The sequence below is a fragment of the Paraburkholderia sp. GAS32 genome (genome assembly GCF_050434225.1).
Taxonomy (GTDB): Bacteria; Pseudomonadota; Gammaproteobacteria; order Burkholderiales; family Burkholderiaceae; genus Paraburkholderia; species Paraburkholderia madseniana.
Genome location: NZ_JBNPVS010000001.1, coordinates 239,651 through 261,307 on the forward strand (window position 1 = coordinate 239,651; position 21,657 = coordinate 261,307).

General features: G+C 59.8%; 26 protein-coding genes. 15 read left to right on the forward strand and 11 right to left on the reverse strand.

Annotation, left to right across the window (positions count from 1 at the left end; genetic code table 11):
• Positions 1–426 precede the first annotated feature (426 nt).
• Positions 427–747 (forward strand): DUF4148 domain-containing protein, encoded by a 321-nt coding sequence (locus P3T25_RS01100; RefSeq protein ID WP_154559165.1) that lies wholly within the window; start codon positions 427–429, stop codon positions 745–747.
• 237 nt (positions 748–984) lie between these two features.
• On the opposite strand, the gene P3T25_RS01105 is transcribed toward P3T25_RS01100, so the two are convergent.
• A complete protein-coding gene (locus P3T25_RS01105; protein WP_154559166.1) occupies positions 985–1,494 on the reverse strand; it encodes a DUF1269 domain-containing protein in 510 nt (169 codons plus the stop codon).
• On the opposite strand from P3T25_RS01105, the gene P3T25_RS01110 reads away from it, so the two are divergent.
• From P3T25_RS01110 to P3T25_RS01120, 3 genes are all read left to right on the forward strand, one after another.
• Complete coding sequence (locus P3T25_RS01110) at positions 1,493–1,936, forward strand: cytochrome b (protein ID WP_429357270.1); 444 nt, start codon at positions 1,493–1,495, stop codon at positions 1,934–1,936. The genes P3T25_RS01105 and P3T25_RS01110 overlap by 2 nt on opposite strands.
• 360 nt (positions 1,937–2,296) lie before the next feature.
• Entirely contained in the window at positions 2,297–2,638 is a 342-nt protein-coding gene (locus P3T25_RS01115; RefSeq protein ID WP_429357271.1) for a DUF4148 domain-containing protein, read from the forward strand.
• Between the two features lie 67 nt (positions 2,639–2,705).
• The gene (locus P3T25_RS01120; protein ID WP_429357272.1) at positions 2,706–3,086 is read left to right on the forward strand and encodes a DUF4148 domain-containing protein; all 381 of its coding nucleotides are present in this window, start codon (positions 2,706–2,708) and stop codon (positions 3,084–3,086) included.
• 205 nt (positions 3,087–3,291) lie between these two features.
• On the opposite strand, the gene P3T25_RS01125 is transcribed toward P3T25_RS01120, so the two are convergent.
• The 3 genes from P3T25_RS01125 to P3T25_RS01135 form a co-directional block, all read right to left on the reverse strand.
• Entirely contained in the window at positions 3,292–3,891 is a 600-nt protein-coding gene (locus tag P3T25_RS01125) for a lytic transglycosylase domain-containing protein (RefSeq protein ID WP_429357273.1), read from the reverse strand.
• Positions 3,892–4,861: 970 nt separating this feature from the next.
• Entirely contained in the window at positions 4,862–5,071 is a 210-nt protein-coding gene (locus tag P3T25_RS01130) for a hypothetical protein (RefSeq protein ID WP_154559172.1), read from the reverse strand.
• The gene (locus tag P3T25_RS01135) at positions 5,064–5,375 is read right to left on the reverse strand and encodes a hypothetical protein (RefSeq protein WP_154559173.1); all 312 of its coding nucleotides are present in this window, start codon (positions 5,373–5,375) and stop codon (positions 5,064–5,066) included. The genes P3T25_RS01130 and P3T25_RS01135 overlap by 8 nt, the downstream gene beginning before the upstream one ends.
• A 331-nt stretch (positions 5,376–5,706) precedes the next feature.
• Between P3T25_RS01135 and P3T25_RS01140 the strand changes: the two genes are divergently transcribed.
• A complete protein-coding gene (locus P3T25_RS01140) occupies positions 5,707–6,015 on the forward strand; it encodes a hypothetical protein (RefSeq protein WP_154559174.1) in 309 nt (102 codons plus the stop codon).
• A 53-nt stretch (positions 6,016–6,068) separates the two neighbouring features.
• On the forward strand, positions 6,069–6,911 hold the full coding sequence (locus P3T25_RS01145; protein ID WP_429357274.1) for a transposase: 843 nt from the start codon (positions 6,069–6,071) through the stop codon (positions 6,909–6,911).
• A gap of 66 nt (positions 6,912–6,977) precedes the next feature.
• Here the strand turns inward: P3T25_RS01145 and P3T25_RS01150 are convergent, their stop codons facing one another.
• The 3 genes from P3T25_RS01150 to P3T25_RS01160 all read right to left on the reverse strand — a co-directional run bounded on the left by P3T25_RS01150 (position 6,978) and on the right by P3T25_RS01160 (position 10,431).
• Complete coding sequence (locus P3T25_RS01150) at positions 6,978–7,850, reverse strand: substrate-binding periplasmic protein (protein WP_429357275.1); 873 nt, start codon at positions 7,848–7,850, stop codon at positions 6,978–6,980.
• Positions 7,851–8,063: 213 nt separating this feature from the next.
• The gene (locus tag P3T25_RS01155; protein ID WP_429357276.1) at positions 8,064–9,026 is read right to left on the reverse strand and encodes a substrate-binding domain-containing protein; all 963 of its coding nucleotides are present in this window, start codon (positions 9,024–9,026) and stop codon (positions 8,064–8,066) included.
• Between the two features lie 34 nt (positions 9,027–9,060).
• The gene (locus P3T25_RS01160; protein ID WP_168435603.1) at positions 9,061–10,431 is read right to left on the reverse strand and encodes a leucine-rich repeat-containing protein kinase family protein; all 1,371 of its coding nucleotides are present in this window, start codon (positions 10,429–10,431) and stop codon (positions 9,061–9,063) included.
• Positions 10,432–10,644: 213 nt separating this feature from the next.
• Between P3T25_RS01160 and P3T25_RS01165 the strand changes: the two genes are divergently transcribed.
• From P3T25_RS01165 to P3T25_RS01190, 6 genes are all read left to right on the forward strand, one after another.
• A complete protein-coding gene (locus tag P3T25_RS01165) occupies positions 10,645–11,283 on the forward strand; it encodes a methylated-DNA--[protein]-cysteine S-methyltransferase (RefSeq protein WP_168435604.1) in 639 nt (212 codons plus the stop codon).
• 161 nt (positions 11,284–11,444) lie between these two features.
• A complete protein-coding gene (locus P3T25_RS01170) occupies positions 11,445–11,771 on the forward strand; it encodes an ArsR/SmtB family transcription factor (protein ID WP_429357277.1) in 327 nt (108 codons plus the stop codon).
• Positions 11,768–12,847, forward strand: a complete 1,080-nt coding sequence (arsB, locus tag P3T25_RS01175; protein ID WP_429357278.1) for an ACR3 family arsenite efflux transporter — start codon at positions 11,768–11,770, stop codon at positions 12,845–12,847. The genes P3T25_RS01170 and arsB overlap by 4 nt, the downstream gene beginning before the upstream one ends.
• Before the next feature lie 20 nt (positions 12,848–12,867).
• On the forward strand, positions 12,868–13,290 hold the full coding sequence (arsC, locus tag P3T25_RS01180; protein ID WP_266238987.1) for an arsenate reductase (glutaredoxin): 423 nt from the start codon (positions 12,868–12,870) through the stop codon (positions 13,288–13,290).
• Positions 13,290–14,054: an arsenical resistance protein ArsH gene (gene arsH / locus P3T25_RS01185; protein ID WP_154559181.1), complete on the forward strand. Its 765-nt coding sequence runs from the start codon at positions 13,290–13,292 to the stop codon at positions 14,052–14,054. The genes arsC and arsH overlap by 1 nt, the downstream gene beginning before the upstream one ends.
• A gap of 94 nt (positions 14,055–14,148) precedes the next feature.
• Positions 14,149–14,454: a panthothenate synthetase gene (locus P3T25_RS01190; RefSeq protein ID WP_154559182.1), complete on the forward strand. Its 306-nt coding sequence runs from the start codon at positions 14,149–14,151 to the stop codon at positions 14,452–14,454.
• A gap of 96 nt (positions 14,455–14,550) precedes the next feature.
• Here P3T25_RS01190 and P3T25_RS01195 read toward each other — a convergent pair whose 3' ends face one another.
• Positions 14,551–15,375, reverse strand: a complete 825-nt coding sequence (locus P3T25_RS01195) for a GNAT family N-acetyltransferase (RefSeq protein ID WP_429357347.1) — start codon at positions 15,373–15,375, stop codon at positions 14,551–14,553.
• Positions 15,376–15,651: 276 nt separating this feature from the next.
• Here P3T25_RS01195 and P3T25_RS01200 point away from each other — a divergent pair, with 276 nt between their 5' ends.
• Complete coding sequence (locus P3T25_RS01200) at positions 15,652–16,254, forward strand: phosphatase PAP2 family protein (protein WP_266238989.1); 603 nt, start codon at positions 15,652–15,654, stop codon at positions 16,252–16,254.
• 18 nt (positions 16,255–16,272) lie between these two features.
• On the opposite strand, the gene P3T25_RS01205 is transcribed toward P3T25_RS01200, so the two are convergent.
• The 3 genes from P3T25_RS01205 to P3T25_RS01215 all read right to left on the reverse strand — a co-directional run bounded on the left by P3T25_RS01205 (position 16,273) and on the right by P3T25_RS01215 (position 19,880).
• Complete coding sequence (locus tag P3T25_RS01205) at positions 16,273–17,265, reverse strand: helix-turn-helix domain-containing protein (protein WP_171925946.1); 993 nt, start codon at positions 17,263–17,265, stop codon at positions 16,273–16,275.
• Between the two features lie 55 nt (positions 17,266–17,320).
• Entirely contained in the window at positions 17,321–18,907 is a 1,587-nt protein-coding gene (locus P3T25_RS01210) for an alpha/beta hydrolase family protein (RefSeq protein WP_408517021.1), read from the reverse strand.
• A gap of 265 nt (positions 18,908–19,172) precedes the next feature.
• The gene (locus tag P3T25_RS01215; RefSeq protein WP_154559186.1) at positions 19,173–19,880 is read right to left on the reverse strand and encodes a dienelactone hydrolase family protein; all 708 of its coding nucleotides are present in this window, start codon (positions 19,878–19,880) and stop codon (positions 19,173–19,175) included.
• 226 nt (positions 19,881–20,106) lie between these two features.
• On the opposite strand from P3T25_RS01215, the gene P3T25_RS01220 reads away from it, so the two are divergent.
• The gene (locus tag P3T25_RS01220) at positions 20,107–21,072 is read left to right on the forward strand and encodes a hypothetical protein (RefSeq protein WP_429357279.1); all 966 of its coding nucleotides are present in this window, start codon (positions 20,107–20,109) and stop codon (positions 21,070–21,072) included.
• 138 nt (positions 21,073–21,210) lie between these two features.
• Positions 21,211–21,609, forward strand: a complete 399-nt coding sequence (locus P3T25_RS01225) for a hypothetical protein (RefSeq protein ID WP_429357280.1) — start codon at positions 21,211–21,213, stop codon at positions 21,607–21,609.
• Positions 21,610–21,657 lie beyond the last annotated feature (48 nt).

The window sequence follows — 21,657 nt, forward strand, 5'->3', positions numbered from 1 at the left end:
TAGCCTGCAATTAAGCCGCAAGAAATTGGCGCATCCGCACCACGGATGTCCGTGTTTCAACCATGCGCGACCTGCTCGACGTCGCCCGACGTTCTGGTCCTTCGCGCGTGGCTCCATCCGGCTTGACGACGAGGCCGGATGAAGGCGTTTACCAGGGCCGTCGCACGTTTATTCCCATCTAGCTCGAAATTATTTGGCGTGTTGCAGGGTGCCCGCGTTCTTTTTCACAAACCCGGGAATATCCGTCGACCAACTGTGGTTAACTCAAATGCACATCTCGCAATATTCACCAGATACTAAGGAATCTGAAATGAATAGATCAATCTTGTTAGCTCGAGCCAACGCTGAGTCACTGACATTCATCTGATTCTCGGCCCGCCCTCTCTATCCTGCGAACCAGCACCTTGAAACACCAGGAGTATCGTCATGAAATCAATCTCACAAATTCGGTTATTCGACCAGTCGTTGCGCAACCTGGCGGTCGCAGGCGCGATTCTGATGTCGACTTCGGCTGGGGTGTTTGCGCAAACCATGCCTGAGCCGCCGACACATAGAGTCACGCGCGCAGAAGTCATGCAAGAACTCTACGAACTGGAGGCGGCAGGGTACAACCCGTCCCAGGGCGACGACGGTTCATATCCCGCAGATCTTCAGGCAGCGCAAGAAAAGGTTGCCGCCAAACATCGAGCGGAACGAAACGCGGTGATGAGCGCAGGCCAGAATGGGCAGGCGAAGCCGGCGCCTTGAGGTGCAGGCGGTCGCCAGTATTCCGTGTACATCGTTGATGTCGCGTACGCGACGTGATGCACGGTAGTCAGGTGTTGCCGCGGGCGATGGTTGTGCAACGTAAAACGCAGCGTTCGGGGCGAGGGCACCACCTCGCCGCGCCGCCCCGCACGACAACGAGCTTTCTGTCGTTCATATTGGTCCGCACATCACGGCGGACCACGTCATTGCGATGGAACCAGATGACATTACGCGGCGTCACGGAAACGCCGGGATCGTCGGGTCCGTTCCCTGGATGTCGGCCTCGGCGTGACGCAGCTTGATCACCTCCTCGATTTCTTCGACGCGATCTTTTGCGACGTCGACCATCATCAGCAGTTCGCCTTTTTCTATAGCCTGTTCAAAGCGCTTGAGCCGCGTATTCGGTACATCGACACCAATCATCGTCGCCGTCCATGCACCAAAGCCGGCGCCACAGAGCGTGATCGCCACGACCGCGCCGCCTGCAATCGTCAGGCCGGCCGGCGGGAACGCCAGTGCGACAAGTCCGGCCAGCGTCCCCGTGAGGCCGCCCATCGCCGCCCCTCTCGCGAGGGCGGGCAACAGATCGCTGCGTTGCGCCAGGGTTGCTTCTGGCAAATCCTCGAGCGGCACATTGTGATTGGCGATCACGTGGACATGTCGCCACTCGACCCGCGATAACAGAAGTTCGTTGATGATCATCTGTGCACTATGCACATTCGGTAATAGCAAATAGATACGTCTCATGTCCTTCTCCCGAACGGTGGCTCACCAGTCCCGAAGCATCGGGAGGGTGTCTTGTCCATACCGCAACTCGAGTGAGGTTATTCCCGAAGGACTGGCCTGTTGGCAATCGACCGGGAATAGATCGCGCGTACTTTCGCCCAGCATTCCGAGGTGGCAAGCGTATTCCGCGAGCGTGTTGCACGGAACGCTGTACGTACTGCTGTTCCTGGTGCCGCTTGCCGGTTACGTGCACCGACTGGCGGGCGCACATCCGGTAAGTTTTTTTGGTTTGGTGGATATGCCGGTCTTCATCGGCCGGGACGAACCTTTGCGTTTGCTGACTGACACGCTGCACCACGGGTTGGTGCTGACGCTTGCGCTCTTGATGATTGCGCATAGCGCCGCCGCGTTGAAACACAAGTTCATCGACCGCGACGGCGTTGCTGGACGCATGGGAATTTGATCTACAGAAACTTCACGGGAGGCGCCCTCTCCCGGCATCCTTCGAGATTTTCGTCAACGTAGGCTTGCTGGGCGACGCGGTCGCCAATGCATCATTTTTTTCCTGCACCCCTGGTAACTTTGGGAATAAACGGCGCCCGCTCCCTGTATACCGTAGTGTGAGCACGCCTGATGAAGACTGCGGCGTTCCATCCCCTCACATTGAAGCGAACAGAGAAAAGGGGAACGCGGTGTCCAACGTTCTGGATCACTGGGTTCCGGTCGGTTGCGATGCATGTGGTCCGACGGAACCCGGTTGAGTTTTCCGCGCACTTCATGATGCAGAACTAGCAACTTCCTGTCATTTATATTGGAGTCCAAAGTGAATAAGCGAACCATTATTTTCTCCCTGATCTTTGCCGCCGCAGCGGGCGTTGCGATCAACGCGCAGGCTCAAGAAAAGACCCGGGCGCAGGTGCGGCAGGAGTTGATTGAAGCGGAACGAAACGGTCTGAATTTCGTGAGTGATACGTCGTACCCAGACGTTGCGCCGATCTTTGAACAGCAAGTCGCGCGACTCAAGCAGCAAAACAGCGACAGTGGGATGGGTGTTGCAACGACAGGCACAAGCGATGCCGGCCGCATCAAACGGGAGACGCCTCCTTCAGATCCGTCAGCCTGCGTTGGACCTGTCAGCTTCTGCACTATTTATTCCGGCTCTTGAGCCACACGTCAACGTGCTTCACTAGTTCCCCGGCAAACCGGGTCCCTTGTTGGAAGGAGTCAAGATCATGAAAAAGCTCGCCCTGCTGGCACTGACGCTCAGTGCGGTCGTCATCTCCACATCGACTTTTGCGCAGTCAGCGTCCGTCCCGCTCACCAGAGCGCAGGTACGCGCCGACCTCATCAGGCTCGAACAGGCCGGATACAATCCGTCGGCCAGCGATGACGCGACTTATCCCGCCGATATCCAGGCTGCGGAGGCGAAAGTAGCCGGCCAGGACGCTGAACAGCAAGCCGCCACACCCCAGCAGCAAAAAAGCGACAGCGGCATGGGCGCCGAAATGAAAGGCACGAGCGATTCCGGCCACAAAAAACAGGATATGCATCCCTCGAATCCGTCGACCTGCGTCGGACCTGTCAGCTTCTGCGATATTTTCTTCGGCTCTTGAGCCACAAGCCACCGTGCTACGCCAGAAGTGGTTTCATAAACGCCACGTGCTAACTTCTCGTGTGCCGTATTAGCTTGCCTGGCATGGCACGACGAGAAAAACTTGCAGAAGAGCAAGGGTGCGAAGCTCATGTTTTTTTCAGATGCTCATGGTCTTTCACTCTTACTTCTTGAACGCCATCAGCCGATCCCAAACCAAGCCGCGACTACAAACCGAGATCCGCTTTCATTGTGCTCATGTGATTCACTACGCGTCGCGCATAACCCCTGGCGCCGCCGCTATAGCGATATAACGCGTTCTCGAGATTTCCATCCGCCGCTTTTATGTAGTTCTGAAGAATTTCTGACCCGATTTGGACATTCGTGCGCGCGTCAGTCAGATCGGACGTGCGAAGGACGCGGTCTCTGTGCTGAGATGGAAGCACTTGCATGAGTCCCGTGGCGCCAACCACACTTATCGCGAATCGGTCGAAACTGGATTCGACTGCGATCACTGCAAGTAATAAGAACGGCGAGATTGTGTGGCGCCTGGCTGCGTTCAGCACCGCGTGACCGATTTCCAATGCCTCGGGCAACCCAATATGAAAGCGGGCGCTCACAACAGTTGCGATTTCCTCTGCTGTGGGCGTGCTCTCTCGGGGCGCGTCGAAAGTGTGGGTGGGCGTTTGCCAAACCTGCGAATCAGCGCCATAACACAGTCCCGCTAGCGACCCGAAGACCACAATTGCCGCGAAGACAATACCGCGGAAGCGGTGCGCGATAGCGCGTGGCCAATCAATGAATTCTTCGCTCAGGTCCGCAAACATGGTCTATGTTCCTGAAAATTACTACCGCGCACCATGAGCATTCCCCAGGTAGGCACGGGGCTGCATTGACGGACACTTTCGTCGCTGACACACTCAAATGACGGCCGTCCAGGCGTTTGGCCGGCACAGGCATCATTCAATAGAATTTCGTCACCGGACGCGGTGTAGCTGGCGGAAAAACATTCCACGTACCGTCGATGTGCCTGAAGAACAAGAAGGAAACCCGTCGCTCCTGTCGCGACACCTCGACGCGCACGAAGCGCGTGCCGCCGATTGCCATTCGACTGAAGTCGCTCACTCGGGCAGGTGCGGCCGGCGTTGGCCTAAGCCATTTCTCCACCACAGAACGAAGCGATTGCTGCGCGAATCTCACACGCTCCGGTGCGGAATTCAATGTCATTGGGCTCATTTGGCTTGCCTCCATACCGACAGATAGTCCCCTTCCCCCTGGTACGCGAAATTTGCCGGGAACACTACGCCGAGCTCACGTACAGCAGGCCAAGGTTCGAAGATCGGACTTTCGCCAACAATCGACCCTGGTCTTTTTCGATTCATCGAATTTCGATGATGGTCATTATGTTTTCCGCTTGTACAGTTTAGACTAGTGCAAAACTTACCCCACGTAAAGTATTGCGGGATTGGGACTATCCCTATGTGGCGGCGCCCTGCGAACACGAGAATCATCAGAGCTTTATCGTGAGCTGTGGGGACCGCACGGCCACGGCGAGCCAATCAAGCGGCAAAAAATGGGGACCTGAACAGGGGCGTTTAACCTCGACTGCGGCATGCAAGTAACGCCTTGATTCCCGGCACAGCATGCACGCTTCGCCTCTGCTCCCTACCCGCCCTGAGCCCGCCACGCCGGTTGCCGCAATAACGTGCGAATTATCCAGGCTATGCTCGTCACTAAGCTGAGCGTAGAAGTCGCGGATCAGGTCGGCGTGCCTTGCGGAATATTGAAGTGCCGAAGTCAGTGCGCGACGCCGAAAAATGCTTCCGCGCCTTCGGCCGGCGTGAGTCCCACTCTGAAATAGCCCTCAAGCCGTTCAGCCATCCCGTCGTTCAGGGTGAACGGCGGGTGGAGGAAACCGACCGAAACGGCATGGTCGTACCATGCCAACATCCATGCACGCAGACCTGCTTCGTCCGGCGAAAATTCATTCGACAGATCTTCAGCCATGCGCTGCCTCCTTCGCCATTGCCTCGCCGTTCTGCGGCAACACGGCGGCGCTCATCGAAGGACGAGCGTCTCCGGGCGGAAACACATGCCAGATCCCATCGCTGTGACGAAAGAAAAACAGCGCGAGCGAACCACCCGGCCGTTGCACTTCGAGGCACACACGACGAGTCCGGCCAGATCGTGAGCGGTGTATCGACAGCACGCGGACCGACTGGCGGCATTCCGTACCAAGCAGCTTTCCAACCAGCCCACGCAACGATTTTTCAGCCACGATGTCCGCACTCCATGATGCAAGTGAAGTCATCGTAAGGTGCCTGAAGCGGAGGTTCCGTCGGGAGCGCCGGATAGTTCATTAAGGAAAGGCTGATTCGCATGTCAGGATTCCCCTAATCCAACCGCTGCGCTGATCAATTCAGCTTCCGCTATTCGGCGGCGAGGCGGCATCCGATCGCATAGTGGGTCAGTTCAGACTACCGTTGAGCCGAATCAACAGAGAAAACACAAGCAGCGCATAAGGATTTCCTGACACGAAGTTCAGCATCGACCGGCCTATCTTTCTTGATGTCCTGACAGCGCCGCGATAACTGTCCACATAGGATGAAGACACATCAATCGTCCTGTTCCCGAGTGTGGCCATGGTTCCGTATTTGTCTGAGCGAGAAAACGCGGTTGAGCATATCAACGCGAAGTGCATCCACCTGTTCGATCTGTGGTGCGAAAGCAGAAGCGTCGTGCCGCTGACGTATCTGTTAAAAGGCTGGCCACTGACGAACAGCGATCCCGAGGCCATCCGGCGCCTCGGCAACGCGCTACGCGATCTCCGACGACACCATCTGCATGACACCAACGCCGCGTCATTTCAGGAACTCTGCGAGTTATCGGATTGCGTCGAAGACCTGCTTGTTCTGTCGGCCATGACAACGTGGGCGATGAACAGCGGGTAGCGTGAACGGGGATATCGAACCCGCGTAACGCAACTGGTATGGGGGGAAACTGCGTGCAGTTCAATGAAATCAGTGACGAAGAGTGGCTTCTGCTGGCGCCCGTTCTGTCGGATGACGCCATCGTTCATGGGCAGCGCGGCCGGCCTCGCGCGCAAGTTCGTCTCGTGGCGAATGCCGTGCTGTGGGTACTGGTGACCGGCGAACCCTGGTCGAGATTACCGAACATCTATCCGTCGGTGCCGACGTGCCGGTCACGGTTCGAAAAGTGGCGTACGAACGGCACCCTTGCGGGAATGCACAGGCTTCTTTCGAGCCGCGGTCGCACCTTCCGTTGCGGTCCGGATGGCCTGCTGGAACCGCAGCATATCCAGCCGCGCTCCATCGACCGTCAATCCAGGGACGAGGGCCTTCGCAAGGTGTTCTGGACAAGTCAGGCGTCCTGGCAAACACCGCACGGCGCACGCCGGCCACCCCATGCCGTGGATACGTTCACTCAAGTCGCGCAGCAGCTCCAGGATTCTTCGCATGTAGTGCCTGATCGCGTCGAATCCCGCACCCCGATGAACGCCCCTCAATCCATCCACCAGCCTGCCTCGCCATGGATGGGCCTCGCCTCGCAAGGCAAGCGCGAATCCGACCCGCGTGGCTACGTCATATACGTTGCGGCCGATCGGGTGGCGAACGCCCGGTTCCGTGGATGGGCCGAGATCGTGAGGGACGCGCAGCGGGTCGCCCGTTCCGGGCTTATCGGTCCGAGCTTCACGAGCTTCGAGGCTGCGCAGCAGTACGCATTCGAATGGGCCCGGCGGTGGATCGATGAGGAAAGCGACGTCGCAAGAGATGATGTCAACGCCGTGAAGTGCGATTCGTGGCAACGGAAAGTCCGGTCCGGGTGAGCAACGCATCGGCGCCGTGCCCGTGAGAGTTGCGCAGGCGCAATGGAGCAACAGTCCGCGGCGGCGTCAGCTCATCCAGTAGTCGTGCGGAATTCTGCGGTCCGCTTCTGAGAGGTAGGGATTGTCCAGCCGGAAGGTCTTCCGGAACGCGGGTTTTGTGCGCGCCAAGGCATCCTGAATGTAGGGATGGGAGTTGAACAGTTTCAAATAGGTGCCATCGCGATACGCCTGCACGAGTCCCTTCTCAATCGTCTTCGCCAAGGCTTCGTGGCCGGTCGCGACATAGAAAATAAAATCGGACCGATACTTCAGCATCAAACGATTCTCGACCACCAGATCAGGCTCACGGTGCTGGCGACCCTCGAGTTCGGCGAACGCTTCGACAACACCTCGTGGAAAATAGTCGACGCGCCCGCTCTGGACCATCTGGAACATCGTTTCGTAAGTCGACGTCTGAACATCCAGACCCGTCGCTTTCAGGATATCGACGTCGATCCACCCTAGCCCCTGGCCACACGTGAATGCCTTCAGATCAGAGAAGCGCTCGACCTTGTCGAAATCCCGTTGCCGGTCTTTTCTTATGACGAACACGCGGTAGCCAATCAGCCCGCGATGGATTGGAATCCGGACCACGTTCAGTCCGCGTTCGGCCGTCGCTTCCATGCTCGTCCAGTGCAGACTGATCGTATTGCGGCCGTTCGCAAGCTCGGCTAGCGCGCGGCCACGTTCCATGACGATTTCGGCCTGCCGCGCCGTGTAGGCGGCATTCGCCGTTCTCATCGCCAGATCGAGGACAGCGAGCGCAAATGCGGCATGCACATCGCCGCCAGGACGAATGCGCGGATAGACGATATCGAAGGGTTCTGCCGACACGGCGCGCGCGCCGACTGTGACGCCTGCAGCACCCAGCGCAGCCAGTACAAAGCGCCTGCGATGCATAAATGGTGATTTCCTGACACGGAATGATGCGTCCGGATCGACGCATGTTCGCACAGGCTCCCACCTGAACGGCTTCCCATCGTGCCATGCGCGATGCATGCTGGCAAACCGTGTTTTCCCGCTGGTGCGGGAGATTCCTGTCGCCGTCTCTTTTGTTGCTTTTTCAATCCTGGTCGGCGCTATGTGCGCGCAGCGAGCAATGAGTTTTTTACCTCAGTGATTCACGCCAGTCACCAGTTGCAGCGGCGTTTCAATGACCCGCGACAATTCACTCTGCTTCCTATGTTCAGTGACCGCCTTCAACGCCACGTCGACGCCGAACACAGCTTGCCGATCGGCAAACTGGTTCATCGTCGCGAGCACGCGGCCGTCGGCGAGCAGCGGTTTGAGCGCGTCGCTGCCGTTATACCCGGTGACATAGACACCGCCGGTTCTCCCCGCATCGCGAACGGCATCCACCGCCCCCATCGCCATATTGTCGTTGCCGCACATCAACGCACGGATCTGAGGATAGTCACCCAACATCTTCGATGCAGCGTCCCGTCCTTTCCCATAGTCCCAGTCGCCTGCTTGTATCGCGACGATCTTCATGCCGGCCGCGTTCATTGCGTCCTTGCTGCCGGCCGTGCGTTGCTGCGCATTGCGGTCGGCGGAAATGCCCTCGATGATCCCGACCTGATCGCCCGCCTTGAGCTGCCCCGCAAGATAATCACCCACCTGCCTTGCGCCGTTGCGATTGTTCGGACCGACGAACGGCACGGAGATGTGGGCGGCATCCTGCGACGCATCATCGAGCGGGTTATCGATCGTGACCATGATGATGCCGGCCTTGATCCCCCGCGCCACGATCGCTGTCAGCGCCTTCGAGTCAGTCGGCGCGATGACGATCGCGTTCATCTTCGCTCTAATCAATTCGTCGACCATCCGGATCTGCGCGGCAGTGTCGTGCTCCGTTGCCGTGCCGCGAATGGTCAAGCCGAACTGCGGCGCGAAGTGCTTCTGATAATTCTGCGCAGCGTTCGCCATAGCTACCGTGAACGGATCAGTCACCGACTTCAACACGAGGGCGAGCTTCAGTTTGCCGCCCTGCATGGCATCGACACGAGCCGTACCTGTCAGGCCTGCCGCAGCAAGCGTGCCGGCAACCAGCACGCGGCGGCGCATCCTCTGCGTCATTGATTTTCTCTCCTTGGACCACACAGACGAAGGATCAAACCGCCGCCAACGCTGCCGCGTCCCGATCGTCTGCGCCCGTTAGCTGCCGCAAAACGGCAGCGATTTCGTCGAACAGCGGCCGGCTGCCGATCTCCTCGCTCAGGCAATTCTCTCTCAACGCTACCAGCCGCGCCGCAATATCCGCTTCCGTGTCGACCCAGTCGCATCGGTCGATCAACTCCTCGAGCAGACAACCATACGCCCTGACTTCCAGCCGCTGCAGCGCGGAGCGGAAGTCTCGATCATCAGTCGCATAGAACGACGCCGCGCCAAAATCGCCCAACAATGCGCGGCCCTGCCCACAGTGCAGAATATTGTGTGCGTACAGATCACCATGCATCACACCTTGCCGATGCAGATGACACGCTGCCGACGCCATGCCGTATGCAATGCGTAACACCGAGGCCAACTCGAAGCGCGTGTCGGCATCGTAGACGTCGCGCGTGCATGACTCGAGGCTCGGCGGTCCGGCAAGGTTCGTGAATTGCGGGTCGATCAATTCCATCACCAGGCCATGCGCGCCCGCCGGATGGTCCTTCACCTTGCCCACCACCGGAATCAGATTCGGATGATCGCCGGCACCAATGCAGGCCGCCATCTCGCAGTCCGGCAATCCATCGCTAGTCACGGCGCCCTTGAACAACTTGACGGCCACAGGCCTCTTCGCATGTTCATGACGAGCAAGAAGCGCGGCACGATAAATGACACCGGAGGCGCCCTCGCCTAACCGCTGTTCGAGTCTCAACTCATCCCATCGAATATCGGCAATCGGCGTATCGGTAAGCGCCGCCGTCTCCAGCGCTTCGCTGAACGGATTGCCGGCGAACGCCAGCCAGGAAAGCCGTGGCAAACGCAACAGCCACGCAGGCAGCCCGCTGAGTTGATTCGCCGCGAGACGCAGCAGTTCGAGCCGCGAGCAGGCGGCCAATTCCTCGGGCAGTGTGCGCAACCGGTTACCGGCAAGCATCAACTTCTGAAGTTGCGTGCAGGCGCCGATTTCCGCAGGCAGTGCCTCGACCTCGTTGTCGGTGAGAACCAGCCAGCGCAGCAGCGGCGGCAGCGATTGACCCGACACCTTGCGAATGCGGTTCGCCTTGAAGCCGACCATGCTCAGTTGCGAACACTGCCCGAGGACTTCCGGCAATTCGGTGAAGGGGTTGTCAGACGCAAAAATGATGCGCAGCTTGCGCAGCCGTGACAAATCATCGGGCAGCCTCGAGAGTGCATTGCCCGATAGATCGAGAATTTCCAGCGTATCGGCCAGATCGAAAATCTCGCGTGGAAATTCGCTCAGCCCGCACGCCAGTTTGAGTCGGCGAGTACCCGCCAGTTGTCCGGCTCGCAGTTGTTCGAGGGTGGTTGTCACAGTCGTAGAGAAGAGTTCCGGTTGCCAGTGAGCGATGCGCCGAGGGTATCAATTCTACTGAGTCGCGGGCCGCGCGCGGAATTGGATAGCAAGATCCGGCGTGACCTCTGCGAGGGCGAGGGTTAAGCTGTCAGGTATCGGAGCCATGGCAGAGCGCGTTCGCAGCCTCGCATGAAGCCATCTCAGTCTCCAGCCAGTCAGGAACCCAGCAAAGTGACATACGCATACAAGTTAATGAATTCGCCCGTCGGCGAGCTGAAACTCGTGGCAAACGGCAATCGGCTCGCCGCCATTCTGTGGGAAAACGACAAGCCGAACCGGGTGCGCCTGCCGGAAATGATCGAGGCGGATGAGCGCCCGATCCTGATTGAAACCGAGCGGCAATTGAACGAATATTTCGCAGGGACGAGAGACCGGTTCGACCTCGAACTCGACTTCCAGGGAACGGACTTTCAGAAGAAAGTTTGGGCGGCGCTCCTGACGATCCCGTTCGGCGAGACGCGCAGCTATTCGGACATCGCTACGCAAATCGGGAACATCAACGCGGTGCGAGCCGTGGGCGCGGCGAACGGCAGAAATCCGATCTCCATCGTGGCGCCGTGTCATCGCGTGATCGGCGCGTCCGGCGATCTGACCGGCTTTGCCGGCGGACTGGCGAACAAGATGTTTCTTCTGTCGCTCGAAGCCGGGCAGACTTCGCTGGAAGCGGCTGCGGATTCGAATGCCGCTGCGACTGCCACAGCGGCTGCTGCTTCAAGCGCGACTCCGGGAACGGTCGTCCGGGAAGCGCCGGTGAAACCAGCACGCCCGGCGCCGAGCCGTGGGACGCAGCACTCGTTGTTCGGCAACTGAGCGGATTAGATGGAACGGTCGTGACATCACGAGGCGGCGTTCAACGCCGCCTGATGCGCCACATCACCTAATGCAACCAAGCCTCGCTCGCCTATGCGCTCATCGGTCATATCATTTCAACAATACTTGAAATGTGAAAACGATCAGCGTATCGTTCGGCCATGGACTCGAACCTTGTTGTACGCGCCCTTGGCGCGCTCGCTCATGAATCGCGGCTGGCGATCTTCCGTTTGCTGGTCGTCGCTGGGCCGGATGGCATGGCCGCCGGTGAAATCGCGCAGCAGCTCGGACTTTCCCCGTCAAGCCTCTCCTTCCACCTCAAAGACCTGTCACATGCCGGGTTGGTGACACCCCGGCAGGACGGGCGCTTCATCATCTATTCGGCGAATTTCGAGGCGATGACAGGCCTGATCGGCTTCCTGACCGAAAACTGCTGCGCCGGCGCACCATGCGCCGCGAGCGATCTCCCCGGCTGCTGCGAAAAATGAGTACCACCAGCACAGTGGCGCGCGGCGCACGGCCGGCGATCGGATTCTTCGAGCGTTACCTGACCGTCTGGGTGGCGCTGTGCATCGTATGCGGCATCCTGGTCGGGCAACTGCTTCCGCAACTCTTTCAGGCGATCGGCCGCATGGAAGTTGCGCAGGTCAATCTTCCAGTTGGCGTGCTGATCTGGGCGATGATCATTCCGATGCTGGTCAAGATCGATTTTGCCGCGATGACGCAGGTGAAAAGCCAGTGGCGTGGCATCGGCGTGACCTTGTTTGTAAACTGGTTCGTCAAACCGTTTTCGATGGCGTTGCTCGGCTGGATTTTCATTCGGCATGTGTTCGCACCATGGCTTCCTGCGAATCAACTCGACAGCTATATCGCCGGTCTCATTCTGCTTGCCGCCGCGCCCTGCACGGCGATGGTGTTCGTCTGGTCGCAACTCTGCAAGGGCGACCCGTATTTCACGCTATCGCAAGTGGCGCTCAACGACGCCATCATGATCGTGGCATTCGCGCCGCTCGTTGCCCTCCTGCTAGGTTTGTCGGCGATTTCGGTGCCATGGGACACGCTGATCGTTTCGGTCGGCTTGTACATCGTCATCCCCGTCATCCTCGCCCAATTTCTACGCCGCCATCTGCTCGCCAAGGGCGACGCGTATTTCCAGCAGGCGGTCGCGCATCTCGCGCCCTATTCGATCAGCGCGTTACTGGCAACCCTCGTATTGCTGTTCGCCTTCCAGGGGCAGGCAATAGTCAAGGAACCACTGGTCATCGCGATGCTCGCGGTGCCGATTCTGATTCAGGTGTTCTTTAATTCCGGCCTCGCCTATCTGCTCAATCGCCGGCTTGGCGTCGCGCATTGTGTTGCAGGTCCGTCGAGTCTGATCGGCGCAAGCAATTTCTTCGAGCTTGCGGTGGCCACGGCGATCAGCCTGTTTGGATTTCATTCGGGCGCGGCGCTTGCCACGGTGGTCGGCGTGCTGATCGAAGTGCCGGTGATGCTGTTGGTGGCCGGCGTCGTCAATCGTTCGCAGCACTGGTACGAGGCAAAACACAGCGTTAAAGGACAATGAGGACAACGAGGACAACGTGTATGAGCGTTACGATCTATCACAACCCGGATTGCGGCACCTCGCGCAATACGCTCGCAATGATTCGCAATGCCGGCATCGAGCCGGAGGTCATCGAGTATCTGAAGAACCCGCCTGATCGGGCCACGCTGAAGGACCTGATCGAACGCGCCGGGCTCACCGTGCGCGCCATGCTGCGCGAGAAAGGCACGCCGTATGCCGAACTCGGCCTCGCGGAGGCGTCCTTGAGCGATGAGCAATTGCTCGATGCGATGCTGGCGCATCCGATCCTCATCAATCGCCCAATTGTGGTCACCCCGCTCGGCGTGCGTCTATGCAGACCGTCCGAGGTCGTTCTCGATATCCTGCCCGCAGCGCAACAGGGGGCGTTTATCAAAGAGGACGGCGAGCAGGTGATTGACAGCGCAGGACGGAGGGTTCGTTGATGCCCGGGAATCTGCCTAACATCAGCGCCCCACATTTCCACGCGCCGGATCTGCAAAAACTCGAACCGCACGCGGTTTCGCAGCACGCCCCACGCATTCTGCTGCTGTACGGGTCGTTGCGTCCCACTTCGTTCAGCAAACTGCTCACGCTCGAAGCCGAACGCATCCTGCGCCAATTCGGCGCTGAAACACGCATCTTCGATCCGCACGGTCTGCCGGTCACGGACAGCGTAGCGGCCGATCATCCGAAGGTCGTCGAACTACGCAAACTGTCGGAATGGTCGGAGGGACAGGTGTGGTGCAGCCCGGAGCGTCACGGTACGCTCACGGCGGTGTTCAAGAATCAGATCGACTGGCTGCCGCTCGAAAGCGGTGGCGTGCGCCCCACGCAAGGACGCACGCTCGCGGTGATGCAGGTATGCGGCGGTTCGCAATCGTTCAACGCCGTCAACGCGTTACGCGTGTTGGGCAGGTGGATGCGGATGGTGACGATCCCCAATCAGTCGTCGGTGCCGAAGGCGTATCAGGAATTCGACGCCGACGGCCGGATGAAACCCTCCGCCTACTACGATCGCGTCGTTGACGTGATGGAGGAGTTGTACAAGTTCACGTTGCTGGTGCGCGACCGTTCGGACTACCTGACCGATCGCTACAGTGAACGCAAGGAAGCGCATCCGGAACTGGCGAGCGCGTTGGCGGCCAACGCGATGGTTCATGAAGCAGCGAGCGCCAATGCCGACACCGACGACAGCGAAACGGAATGACAGCAGCGGCACTCGGCAGTGCTAACCCTGGCGCTCGCAGCGCATAAAGCTCCTATCCTTAAGATGCCCTTTGGGCATCAACCAGGAGGATGACATGCGCATGCTACTCAACGTACGTATTCCGCACGAACCGTTCAACACGCTAGTGCGCGATGGCACCGCCGGCGAAGTGATAGGACGAATACTTGAAGACATAAAACCGGAAGCCGCCTACTTCACCGAGCAGAACGGAACACGTGGCGCGGTACTCATCGTGAACCTCGACGATCCATCGGGAATTCCCGCACTCGCAGAACCATTTTTTCTGAAGTTCAACGCCGACTGCGAGTTCCGCGTCGTCATGTTGCCGCAGGACCTGATGAAAGCAGGACTGGAGAATCTCGGCTCAAAATGGAAGTAGCGTATACGTTCGTATCAAACGATGGACTTGCCGTCTGCGGTTCATAAGACGCACCCCAGACGGCAACGTACGCAAAGGCGCCGACGTGCGCTCCGATCACCCGAGTTCGAATGACGTCACGCCAAATACCTGTTCGATTTGAAGAGCGGGCGGGTCCTGCGTATACATCCGCGCGGTTTCAAATACGCTTGTCATGCCATGCCGCTCGGCCAGCGCGACGGCAGCGGGATTGGTCTCCGGCACATCGAGGACGATGACCTCGCCCGGCATGCGCGCCGCCAACGCATCGAACAGATCGCTCGCGATCTCGTCGCTATCGGCGAAGAGCGGACCGATCTTGCATCCCGTTCTGCAACGACGCAGTACGCCGTATCCTGCAACCTGACCGTCACGAACTGCGGCCAGCGCCGTGGCGTCCGGTTGGCCCAGCCATGTCGCGAGAAAACGCTCACGCGCGGCGGGAAAGCACTGGCGATCGTAGTCAAGCAGCCGTTCGAACGGCAGCGCCGACGCATTCAAAATGTTCGAACCCGTCGCGTTCTGGACGGATGCCTGAACGACACCCTGAAAGCGAATGTTGCGATACGCAAGCCGAAAGCCGGACTTTCTGTAATTCGCCTGCTGAGCGACGACGCCGTCTAACCCAACATTGCGGTTACCCAGATAATCCATGCCGTGCTGCCAGACGCGCATGCCGAAGCCTCTGCCGCGAAACGCCGGCTTCACGATATACAGGCCGATAAAGCCGAAGTGCTCGCCGTAAGCGACCGCGGAAATGCAGGCAACCGGTTCGCCGCGCCACGCTCCGATGAAAAAACCGTTAGGGTCCCCGGCGCGAAAGCATTCGGCATCGTGCAGGCCGGGGTTCCATCCCTCCACCGCAGCCCATTCGACCGACAGCGCTACTTCGTCGGCCGACATGGTGCGTACGATAAAATCACGGTGCTCGTCCAGGTTCATCACGATCGCCTCGCTCACTGCGCCTGAAGCATAGCGGCTACCGCAGTGGCCGCCACCTGGCTTCGTTTGATGTTTGCCTATGCCGGCGGCATGTTTGCCGACATGCATCGACAGATTACACGGCCCGGCGCCGGACGATTCTGTCAATCGTTTCCGCCCGCGCCTAAGCTTCCCCTAAGCCTGGCCCGCTAAGATCGGGGGCGCGATTCATCACACGTCCCTCAAAAACCTCACCGCATGAATACACTCGAAGCGTTCAATCAGGCGCTCTTTCTGATGATCAACGCCACGCCATCGACACCCGCCTGGCAAATCGACATGGCGCGAATGATTGCCGATTACGTCATTTATCTCGTGCCGCTGTCGCTGATCGCGATATGGCTCTTCGGCGATGCGCGTCAGCGTGAAGTCGCCGTGCGTGCATTTTGCGTAGCCATGCTCGCCCTCGGGCTCAGTCAGATTATCGGTCTGGTTTGGCCGCACCCTCGGCCATTCGTGATCGGAATCGGCCATACGTTCCTGGAGCACACGCCCGACTCGTCGTTCCCCAGCGACCACGGGACCCTCTTCGCCACCATCGCGCTGACCCTGTTGCTGGGCGGCGTGAGGCGCTACGGCATGGCGATCCTGCTGTCCGGACTTGCAGTGGCTTGGGCGCGCGTGTTTGTCGGCGTCCACTTCCCGCTTGACATGGTTGGCGCCGTCGCCGTGGCGTGCGTGGCGTTCCTGCTGATCGCGCCGCTGTGGCGAGTGGGAGGCGCGACGATGACACGCAGCCTTGTCACGGTGTACCGCAAGCTGCTGGCGTGGCCGATCGAGCGCGGCTGGTTGTCCTCATAGGGCGTTGTGAAACCGCGTCTACCGGGTCAGCGCCCGAAAATCACTCGGCGACATCTCATACGCACGACGAAACGCGCGATTGAAATCCGACGCGCTATTAAAGCCCACGCCATAGGCGATCTCGACGATCGCCTTCCCCGGGTAGCGATGCAGTTCATCGGCCGCCTCACGCAGCCGCCGGTTGCGAATATAGGCAGCCAATCCACCTTCGGGTTCGAAGAGACGATACAACGTGGGCCGGGAAAGTTGCGACGCGGCCAGCACGCTCTCCGGCGTGAGATCCGCCTGCCCCAGATTGGCTTCGATGTAGCGGCGCGCCGTCGCGAACATAGCGGTGCGAGCGGCCGCGCGCGCATTGCCGGTTAGACGCGCCTCCTTGCCGAAGGCCGCCGCAATCAATAACGCACAGGTGCGCATCGCGCGATACGCTTCCTGTCCATTCATCTTGTGCAGGTTCTGGGTAAGGTCGGCGAGATGGCCCGGAATCATGCGCGCGAGCGGCGAGTGGTATTCGATCGCGCTGCCATGAATCGACTCCGCTTCCGGCAGGACGGATTCCACCAGCGCACGCGGCAGAAAAAAAGCCTGCACACGGCACGCGCTACGCACCATATGCATCGGCTGGTTCATATCCAGCGCGAGAATGCCCGGCCTCGTTTGCAGCGCCTTGCGCTTCGGATACAGACCCGTTCCGGTCTCGATGCTGCCCTCGACGGCCACATGAAAAACGAACTGGCGGACCGAATCGGTTGAAATCCGCGCGACGGATCGCGCCTGCGATACCGGGTCTGTACGGCAATCCATGAACGTCAGATCGGCGGCCTTGTAGCTGTCAATCGTGCCGCTGAAACCATCGGCCAGTTGCCAGCGCGAGATCGGCACGTCGAGAAAGTGGCCCAGACGGTCCCGCCACGCGGGCAGTTGCTCGCGCGGCGCTTCGCGGTGCGTATCAAAGTGGCTGTAAATGCACGCCGAGGGCGCCGCGTCCCCGGCCACGGAATCGGTCGTCAAAGCTTTCCCCCGCGCAGTCTTGTTGTCTGCACATGATAGCCGCAGGCAGCAGCGCTCAAAAGTTCGTGAAGAAGGCCCGGGCGGCGACCATGCAGAACGACGCGACCAATTCACCGTGATAGGCCTGGAGCACAGCCGAGGCGCCACCGTCAGTCGCACCGCCCGCTACGGCCTGATTCGCGAGCGTCGCCTTCGCACTCGCGAAACCCTGCTTGATGGGCGCGTACGGATCGTTAGGCCCGGAGATCGGAGAGTCCACGTCCAGCACGGACGTGAGCCCTGCCGGTACTTTGGCGTTCTGCCAGTAGGCCTGCTCGATGCGTGCGTTGAAGAAAAACACGGTGGGATCCGAGCCGCCGCCGCACAGCAGAACCGGCGCGCGCGGCAGCCAGTTGCGCAAGTCATTGCGCTTGAACGCCTGGCGCAGCGGATGCATGGGATTCGCCGCCGGCGTCAAGGCCACCGTGCTGTTGGGAAACGCGCCATCGGGATTGGCCGCAGCATCGTCCAGAAGACTCAGGCGATAGGCGTTGCGCACGAGATTGGCGTTGCCGAATCCGGCAGCAAACACCGGCGTCAGCGAGGGCGGTGCGAGGGGCGGCGAAGTTGGCGGCGTCATCGAAGCATATTGCGGCGCGGGCGGAACGCTGCTGAAGAGTTGCGTCGAGGGCAGTTTCCCTTTCGAAAACAGCGTATCGAGCGGCTGCAGGCTCGGCAGGAGATTCTCGATACCCGGGGCATAGGCCGCTTCATAGAAGTCGCCGGGCTTGCGGTAGATGTTCTCGTAGGCATGCTGGTAGCCCGTCACGACCAAAGTCGTGAACAGCGTCGACCCCAGGTTCACCTCGCCTTCGATGAGCGCGTCCGCAGTGGCGGCAAGCGCATACGGACCCGATCCTGGTGCGGATGCCGTGACCTTGACACCGGCCGCCTGCAAAGCACGATGCGTCGCGAGAGCCACGAAGCCGCCTTGCGAATAGCCGGTGACGAAAAGCTTGCCGTTCTCGCGCGTCTTTCTCTCCGGCTTCATTCCACTCAGTACGGCCCGCGCTGCCCGCAGCGAATCGACCACATCGGCGGATTGCTGGTCGGCATTCAGATAGGGGTGGTATGTGAGGTCGGAGCCGGCATAGCCCGCATAGTTAGTCGCCACCACGATATAACCCTGGGCCGCGTACATGGCGGCCACGCTGATGCCCTCCCCGGCGCCGTCGCCGTTGCCGGGATCGGTTTGGGTGATATCGGCGATGTTGTAGTTGCGGTACGCGGTCGTGCCGTGCGCGTAGAGCATCAGCGGACGCGGCCCGCTACATGCCGCCGACCGTCCGCCCGGAATCATCAATGCGCCACTGGCGGTGGTGGGCTCGCCCGCGCCGCCGATGGTGCGGTAGCGGAAGGTCACGATCTCCACCCCGCAGGCGGGTCTGCCGGCGATCTGCGCGAGTTGCTGACCGGATGCGTTCGATGCAAGCACTTTCGAAAACGCTGCGGCGCTGAGCCGAAGCGTGACGCGCTGTTCGAGTAGCTGGCCCCGGGCCTTGCATCCCTCGTCGCAACCGGAACTGGCTTGCACATAAGCACTGCCGCCCAACGTGAAACATGTCAGCAGCACGAGGGCCGCGTTCCGCATCGCTACAGGCATGTGAGGCTCCGTCTTGTTGGCTCTTCTTGGCGCTTGTTGGTATTGCGGCGATTGGGCTGCCTTACATACAGAGTGAGAGGAGTATAGGTAAACAGATTGGCACGCCGCCAGCCTCATCCTTCACTAATATTGCAATGGAATGCTTCATGAGGTGTCCGGCCGTCAAGCCCGGTCGGCATGAGAAACGCCGACCGGCCTCACCGCTGGCTGACGAGAACAGGTCGCGGCTTGCGTCCACCTTTCAATGTGGGTCCGTGCTTGCCGCTTACTTCCAGAGCGTGCGGCCGAAGAAGGTCAGCGTGCGGTCCCAGGCCTGCTGCGCCCAGACCGGATCAAACTGGGTCCTGGAGATGCGGCCCGGCCCGACTGCCGTTTCGTTCGCGAACGCGTGGTACGCAAGATAGCGATGGAACTCGACGTCGACGTTGGCCGCACTGAGCTTGGACTCCAATGCATCGACCGTTTCAGCCGGGAAGAATTCGTCTTGCGTCGCCCAGTGACCGAGAACCGGAACCTTGATTTTCGATGCGTCGATGTACTCGAGCGGGGGGCAGCCGTACCACACCACCCCGGCCGATACCTCAGGGATATTACATAGCGCAAGCAAAGTAAGCGCGCCGCCCATGCAATAGCCGGTCACGCCGACGTTCGCCGAGTGCTGCTTCAAATACTGGACGGCGCCCCGCACGTCCTGCGTCGCGGCATCGCCGAAGTCGAGTGCGCTCAGCAAATGGTTCGCCTCCGCCTCTTCAACCGTCGACTTCCCGCGAAAGAGATCGGGCACCAACGCCAGATAGCCGGCCTGCGCGAGCCGGTCCGCCACGCCGCGAATCTGATCGTTCAAGCCCCACCATTCCTGAATCACGACGATGGCAGGCGCGCCCTCCAGTTTCTGTGGCTTGGCCAGATAACCCTGGACGTCTTTGCCGTCAGGGCGGTTAAACGTGATCATTGATCCTGCTGTCCGTTGCATCAGTTGCTCCTCGAAGTAGCCGAAGCCGCTAGCATAGCGCCAGAGTGGCAGGTTCTGCTGAGCGCCCGGCAAGCAGATCAATACGACCTGTACCACCCGACTTTGCGGCGATGATCTCTTTCGTCACCTCATTGCGATCCATGGTCCAATTCTTTATTGATTTTGGCCAAAGCGGCCCCTCGAACCCATACTGCGGCTTACCCGTCGTTTCCGGTTCAGGCTACTCATGTTCGCCCTCGATCACCTTGATGGAATCCGCCGGTTCAGATCCCGCGGACGCTTCAAACTATCAGTGGTGCTCTCCCTCATTGCCTGCGCCCTATTGAGCCCGGCGTTCGGCAGCGCCGGCGCGTCCGGCCCGTCGACCGCCGCCCTGACTCATGTGCGAATTCTTCGCCTATCCGGTGACGTGGTGAGAGAGGGCCGCTGGGCCTTTCTTATCACCGCGCTGAACCACACCGTAGCGGCCTACGGCCCATACGTCATCGACGCCTATTTTTCACCGATGTCGGCCCAGCGCGAGGTCGACGAGGTGATATCCGGCCGCCTCATCAATGTCCTCGCGAGCGAGCCCGGACACCCGGAACTCGACGCCGCGGCGATTCCGGTGCCGATCCCCATCGACCGTGGCCTGCTCGGCTATCGCGTGGCGCTGATCAATCAGGGCGAACAGGCGAAGCTCGACAACATCCACGACCTCCAGGGTCTTCGCACACTCAGCATTGGCCAGGGTCAGGGTTGGGGCGACGTCCCCATCTACCGCGCGGCCGGCGTTCCACTCGTCACCGCAAGCCGCTACGACCTGCTTTTTCCGATGCTGGCTGACCACCGCTTCGATATGTTCCCGCGCGGCGTGGTCGAGATCACGCGTGAAATCAAGGCCTTTCAGCCGAGCTACCCGAATATGAGGATCGACTCTCACCTCCTGATCCGCTACCCGTACGCGCAGTTCTTCTATGTCAGCCAAACCGAGCCGCTGCTGGCGAAGCGGATTCGGGACGGCCTTGAAGCCATGCTGAAGGACGGGAGTTTCGAAGCGTTATTCCGCGAACACTTCGCGCAAGGCATCGCCGATCTGCACCTCGAGCGCCGCGTGCTGATCGATTTGAAGAATCCCTTGCTCCCGTCATGGGTGCCTCTCGATCGCAAGGAACTCTGGCCCGATCCGTTCGACGGCAAGAAACGGAATTGATGCGCGGGACGATAGACGTTAAGGATTTCCTGACCCAAAAATCAGGAAACCACCAGTCCATAGTCCGGACTACCTGACGGCAACACTCAAGCGCGGCGTTTAAAGTGGTTCATTACATACCATCGCCGGATCCCCGTTATGAACGACTACTTTTTGCCGCGCGAGAATACAGTCGAACGCATCGACGAGCTGTGCATACGTCTATTCGAGCTTTGGTGTGAAGAAAGAAAACTGGTACCGCTCGCCTATCTTTTGCACTGCTGGCCGTTGACCGGTCACGATACGGTTGCGGTCAAGCGTCTGGCTGACGCCATGTCGGACCTGTGCCAGTTCCAGACGGCGAAACTCAGTACTCGTGAGTCGACCCTGATCCGCGAAATAATCGGCAACGCCCGCGAAATCATTGGCGAGTCATTGCCGCGTGGCGCCACTGCCGCGAACGGTGCGGGCATCATGTGGATGCGAGTGCGGCTCGCGAAGGCAGCGCTTCAAGTGCCAGCGTTCGCCGCAGCGGACTTCCTCGACGGCCCCTTATAGACCGCGATTCGGCGACGAGTGCAAAATACACAAACAAAGAAGCACAGC